The following is a 5823-nucleotide window of genomic DNA, read 5'->3' as shown; positions in this document are numbered from 1 at the left end:
CTGGCGAAATGCTTGATGAGGCGCGCCCGAAAGAGGACAAGACCGCTTATGTGAGTGATCCGGGCGAATAGCCATGTATGAAAAACCGCATGTTCTGATTGTCGAGGATGAAGCCGCGCAGCGTGAAGTTCTGGCCTATAATCTGGCGGCAGAGGGCTTTCGCGTTACCCGTGCCGAAAACGGCGAAGATGCGCTGTTATGTGTGCAAGAAGACGCGCCTGATGTGATTGTCCTTGACTGGATGATGCCCCATTTGTCAGGCATCGAGGTGTGCCGCAGACTCAAGATCAAGCCGGAGACACGCGCCATCGCAATCATCATGCTCTCTGCCCGCTCTGAGGAAATCGACAAGGTTCGTGGCCTTGAAACAGGCGCCGATGATTACGTCGTGAAACCCTATTCCGTGTCTGAACTCATGGCACGTGTGCGTGCGCAGCTGCGGCGCGTGCGCCCTTCAAGCGTGGGAGAGGTCCTCAGCTATGATGATATCGTGCTGGACCCCGAAACGCACCGCGTCACCCGCGCAGACACCCCCCTGAAACTCGGACCGACCGAATTTCGCCTGCTCACCACGTTCATGGAAAAGCCGGGGCGCGTGTGGTCACGCGATATGCTGCTCGATCGGGTCTGGGGGCGGGATATCTACGTTGATACGCGCACCGTGGACGTCCACGTGGGCCGCCTGCGCAAAGTGTTGACCCAGAACGGTGGGGCAGACCCGGTACGTACCGTGCGTGGCGCAGGATACGCTTTGGGCTAAGCGCCCCAAGGCCCGTGTTGGTCGGTGCCGCCGTCGATGCGCGCAAAGCCATGTGCACCAAAGAAATCCCGTTGGCCCTGGATCATATTCGCGGTGCCGCGTGCCGTGCGCATCGCATCAAAATAGGCCAATCCCGAAGATAAGGCTGGCGTTGCCAGCCCGTGCATGGCACTTTGGGCGACGACATGGCGCAAAGCGCCGTGCGTGTTGGACAGTATCTTGGCGAAGTTCGGGGCCATCATCAGGTTCCGGTTTGGGTCATCGCGCAAGGCGTCTGCCATGTCATCCAGCATGTCAGAGCGGATAATGCAGCCCGCCCGCCAGACTTCTGCAATCGCAGGCAATGGCAGCGCCCAACCGAATTCATCAGATGCCTTTGCGATCATGTCGAAGCCCTGCGCATAGCACAGGATCTTGCCCGCAATCAGCGCCTTTGACAGCGTTGAAACAGTGACGATGTCATGCGGCAAACGGCGCGGTGCGGCGCCAAATAGCGCCTCTCCTGCGGTACGCGCATCGCGTTGCGACGACAAGTTGCGCGCCACGATTGCGGCCTCGATTGTGGGGATCGGCGCGGCGAGGTGTTGCGCCTCAATGGCCGTCCAGCGACCGGTTCCTTTTTGACCTGCCGCATCGACAATCACATCGAGCATCGGTTGGCCTGTCTGCGGGTCGGTGGTGGCCGCGACTTTTCCTGAAATCTCAATGAGGTAACTGCGCAGCGGGCCTTTATCCCATTCAGCATAAGTCTCTGCGATGGCACCATGGTCGAGACCGAGGCCATCGCGCATGATGCCATAACTCTCTGCGATCATTTGCATATCGGCGTATTCGATGCCGTTGTGAACGGCCTTCACGAAATGGCCCGCACCCTCCTGACCCATCCAGGTCGCACAGGGTTCACCCTTGTATTTTGCCGAAATCGCTTTCAGGATATGCGCAACCCGATCCCAATGTGTGCGATTGCCACCGCCCATGATCGACGGCCCAAACCGCGCGCCTTCTTCGCCCCCCGACACACCGATGCCCAGGAATGGCAGCTCGCCTGCCTCTTGCGCGCGGCGGTTGGTATCGCGGAAATTGGCGTTGCCTGCGTCGATTATCAGGTCATCGGGCCCCAGAAGCGGGCGCAGCGCCGCAATCTGATCGTCAACGACTTTGCCTGCGGGCACCATCAGGATGATCGCGCGGGGGGGGGCGATGGACGCCACGAACTCTTCAAGCGTTTGCGTGCCCGTGATCCTTTCGCAAAGCGCTCCCGCTTCGGCGACAAAGCGCTGTGTTGTCGCCTCTGTCCGGTTCCACACCGCAATGTCAAAGCCATTGTCCGCGATATTCAGCGCCAGTGCCGCACCCATCGTTCCAAGCCCTATCAGGCCGATTTCTGCGTTGCTCATCTCTGGCTCCCTTGGTCAATGGTTCGTCTTATTGGAGGTATTGCACCGCAATGAACACCACATATGCAATCATCATCGCAATCCCGATAGGGCGGGTCAGCTTGCCCACTGTCAGCATCCAGATGGTGAACAAGACAGTGATCGCAATTGTCACCCAAAGGTCCATCCCGAGCAGTACCGGATCAACAGCCAGCGGCTGCACAACAGCTGTCAGCGCGATGATCGACAGAATGTTGAATGTGTTTGAGCCGATGATATTGCCCAGGATCAACCCTACCGACTGCTTGCGCGCGGCGGCGATACAGGTGGAAAGCTCCGGCAAGGACGTACCGAACGCCACAACTGTTATGCCGATCACGGCCTCTGGCACACCGATCGCTGTGCCGGTTTGCACCGCTCCCTGCACCAGCAGTTCCGAGCCGACGGCAAGTGCCCCAACGCCAGCCAAAAGAAACAGAACCGCCGTTTTCATCGTCGTTATCAAAGGTTCGGCAGTATCGTCATCCTCTTCTTCGATCTCGATACTGTCCGTTTTATATTGGTAGAATACAAACGAAGCGAGGATGGCGAACATGCCCAGACCGAACAGGCGGCTGAAGCTGTCTGTCATCATCCCAAAGGCCAAGATCGCTGTGGCCAAAAGCATCATGGCAAGGTCCTTTGCCAGATGTTTGGGGTTTGCCGTTACGTTGAACACGAATGCGGTCGCACCCAATACCAGCAGGATATTGGCCACATTCGATCCCAGCACATTGCCCAAAGCTATGCCCGGATGGCCCGCAAGGTTCGCATTCACGGACGTGAAAAGCTCTGGTACCGATGTCCCGAATGAGATGATCGTCGCCCCGATGAAGAGCGGAGACAGCCCGGTGCGTTCGGCCATAAAGACCGCTCCGTCAATCATCCAGTCACCACCTTTGATGAGCAAAAAAAGTCCAAATGCCATCGATCCGGCTGCAAGGACAAAAAGCTCGTAGGTTGTGAGTTCAAACAAGGGTGTTTTCCTGATGAAAGGACATGAGCCGATCTGTGTTAGTGGGCAACTATCTGAATTCGCCGCGAAGTGTAATAGGTTTTCTCTACGCGGCTTCCACCACATGTCTGATACTCAGACATAAGTGTCGCCGTTGCGCTTTAAAGACCCAATAAGCGGCAAAAAGAAAAAGAGCGGCGCCGATGCCGCTCTCTTTCTTTGCTTTTTTCAGCCGGCTTACGCCACCGATTTCGGCCGGGTCATCTGGGCAATGAAATAAAGCGCGATGGCGCCCGCAATCCCGATGACATCTGTCAACAGCCCACCTGCAATCATGAACAACGCCGCGAGCAACAAGCCGATCCGCAACGGCCAGGCCGCCCGATCGCCAACCCACCACCCTTGCACGCCCGATGACAGCAGGAACACACCAAAGACCGCCGTCGCACCTGCGCGAATGATGTCCAGCCATGTTCCATCCATCAAGATTGCACCGTTGTAGAAGAACATGAACGGCACAATAAAGGCCGAGATGCCAATCTTGAACGACGCCACAGAGGTCGCCATCGGGTTTGATCCCGATATGCCTGCCGCCGCGTAGCTCGCCAACGCCACAGGCGGGGTAATCGCCGACACCACCGCGAAGTAGAACACAAAGAAGTGCGCCGTCAGCAATGGAATGCCCAGCTGCACCAAGCCCGGTGCCACGACAGAGGCCGCAACCGCATAGGCCGCCGTTGTCGGCATTCCCATGCCCAGCAGGATCGCGATGCACATCGCAAAGAACAGCGCCAACAACTGGTTCGCCTCAGCGACATTGAGCAACACAGATGAGAACCGCGCGCCAACGCCAGTCAGCGAAATCACACCAACAATGATACCCGCACAAGCACAGACCGCGATGATCTGGATCGACATGATACCCGCAAGTTCAAAGGCTTTGGTAATTGACCTGATCCCCATCCGATAGGGTGTGAACCAGCTCACCACCGCAGCAGAGGCCGTCGCCAGCGTACCTGCACGGATCACTGAATAGCCCATGAAGAGGGCGGCAATCAGTATGATGATCGGCAGGAACAGGAACACGCGGCGGATCATGTCCCTGACCTTAGGAAGCTCATCCTCACGCATCCCGCGCATTCCCAGCTTTGCCGCTTCGAAATCCACCATGAAGTAGATCGACACGAAATAAAGCACCGCAGGAATGATCGCGGCAATCGCGATATCGGTGTAGGGAATGCCGGTGATTTCGGCCATGATGAAGGCTCCCGCACCCATGATCGGTGGCATGATCTGCCCGCCGGTGGATGCCGCAGCCTCAACCGCGCCTGCTGTTGTGGGCTTGTAGCCGACCTTCTTCATCAGCGGGATCGTCAGTGAGCCTGTGGCAACCACGTTGCCTGCCGATGTGCCGTTAATCATCCCCATCAGGCCGGAGGCAAAGATTGCCACCTTGGCCGGTCCACCACGGGCGCGCCCTGCCACGGCAAAGGCGAAGTTAACGAAGTAGTCTCCCACTTTTGAAGCCTGCAGGAAGGCTGCGAAAATGATGAACAGAATAATATAGGTAGAGGACACAGCCGTCGTTGGCCCCAAAATGCCCGCGTCGGTGTAGACTTGGCTAAAGAAGCGCTGCCAGGTGATGTCGGGCGCATTCAGGAACCCCGGCAGCATGTCGCCCACGAACACATAAAGAAGGAAGACCCCCGCGATCACAATCAACGCCATACCGGCAACGCGCCGTGTCAGCTCCATAATCAGGGCAGTACCGGAGACAGCGGCAAGGCTCATGCCGATGGGGGCGAAAGGTGTGCCTGTGGAGTTGCGCATCAATGTGCCGAAGATCGTAATCAGATAGATCGCGACGGCGATCCCGCAGACGCTGAGGACCAGATCAGCGGGGGCAACCGTGCCGCGCACACGTGGGCGCATCCAGCCCAAAACGATCCCGGCGGTGGTCGCAACCAGTAGTGGGATGCCGAATTGATAGATTTCGGCGTTGCGGATACCGGCGTCAATGCCGTTCCACATCACACCACCTTGAATTTCGGCGGCAAATCCCAAGGCGGAAATCGACGCGTAAATCGCTGGCAACAAAGCGACAAAAGCCAGATAGTCAAATAGATTACGTCCGTCGCGGTCGGCCGCAGGGAATGCGCGTGCAGAATAGAGCGTGAACCCAAGGATCAATGCCCCCGCGATGTGGACGATACGAAAGTTCCAAGTCTCCATCGGGAATACAGGTAGAAACGGCAGATCAATTCCGGTCCAGCTACGAATAGACCAACCATTGAGCGCGGCCATGTGAAACAAAGCATAAAACGCAGAGAACCCGCCGATGATAAGATAGGTACGACCTTCGAAGATCCTGCGATTATGTTCAACCGGTTCTTCGTCAACCCCTTCCGCCAGAACGGGCCCCTCGGTTTGATCGTCTCTTTGCGTGTCGGTTGTCATATTATGTCCTCACATGCCGGCAGAATGCCCTCAAACGGACGTCAAGCCTGCATCAATTGTCGGAGAAAAATCAAGTGTCCCGAGGCCGCAAGGGAAATGCAGCCTCGGGGAAGATCATGGCTTAGTTACCGTAGATCTGGTCGGCGGGGATGTCTGCACCCGCGTTCTCGATGAACCATTCAGCCGCACCGGGGTGCCACGGCAGAACGCCTGCGTTCTTTGTGTAGTTCTCTGGC

4 protein-coding genes and 1 pseudogene are annotated in these 5823 nt (G+C 57.3%); 1 reads left to right on the top strand and 4 read right to left on the bottom strand.

From position 1 onward, the window contains the following. The first annotated feature begins 73 nt into the window (after positions 1 to 73). On the top strand, positions 74 to 760 hold the full coding sequence (gene phoB, locus ACFDSS_RS13145; protein ID WP_375256185.1) for a phosphate regulon transcriptional regulator PhoB: 687 nt from the start codon (positions 74 to 76) through the stop codon (positions 758 to 760). On the opposite strand, the gene gndA is transcribed toward phoB, so the two are convergent. The 4 genes and pseudogenes from gndA to ACFDSS_RS13125 form a co-directional block, all read right to left on the bottom strand. Next, a complete protein-coding gene (gene gndA, locus ACFDSS_RS13140) occupies positions 757 to 2157 on the bottom strand; it encodes an NADP-dependent phosphogluconate dehydrogenase (protein WP_375256184.1) in 1401 nt (466 codons plus the stop codon). The two genes, phoB and gndA, sit on opposite strands and share 4 nt — an antisense overlap. Before the next feature lie 28 nt (positions 2158 to 2185). Then, positions 2186 to 3151, bottom strand: a complete 966-nt coding sequence (locus ACFDSS_RS13135) for a calcium/sodium antiporter (RefSeq protein WP_375256183.1) — start codon at positions 3149 to 3151, stop codon at positions 2186 to 2188. Between the two features lie 216 nt (positions 3152 to 3367). After that, positions 3368 to 5587: a TRAP transporter permease gene (locus ACFDSS_RS13130; protein ID WP_375256182.1), complete on the bottom strand. Its 2220-nt coding sequence runs from the start codon at positions 5585 to 5587 to the stop codon at positions 3368 to 3370. 121 nt (positions 5588 to 5708) lie between these two features. After that, positions 5709 to 5823 (bottom strand): annotated as a pseudogene (locus ACFDSS_RS13125) (C4-dicarboxylate ABC transporter substrate-binding protein); the annotation flags it as partial.

Origin of the sequence: Yoonia sp., from assembly GCF_042093035.1 — a bacterium.
In the GTDB taxonomy this organism is placed as follows: Bacteria; Pseudomonadota; Alphaproteobacteria; order Rhodobacterales; family Rhodobacteraceae; genus Yoonia.
The sequence above is the reverse complement of the archived record's forward strand: the minus strand, read 5'-3'. Positions and strand labels throughout refer to the sequence as shown.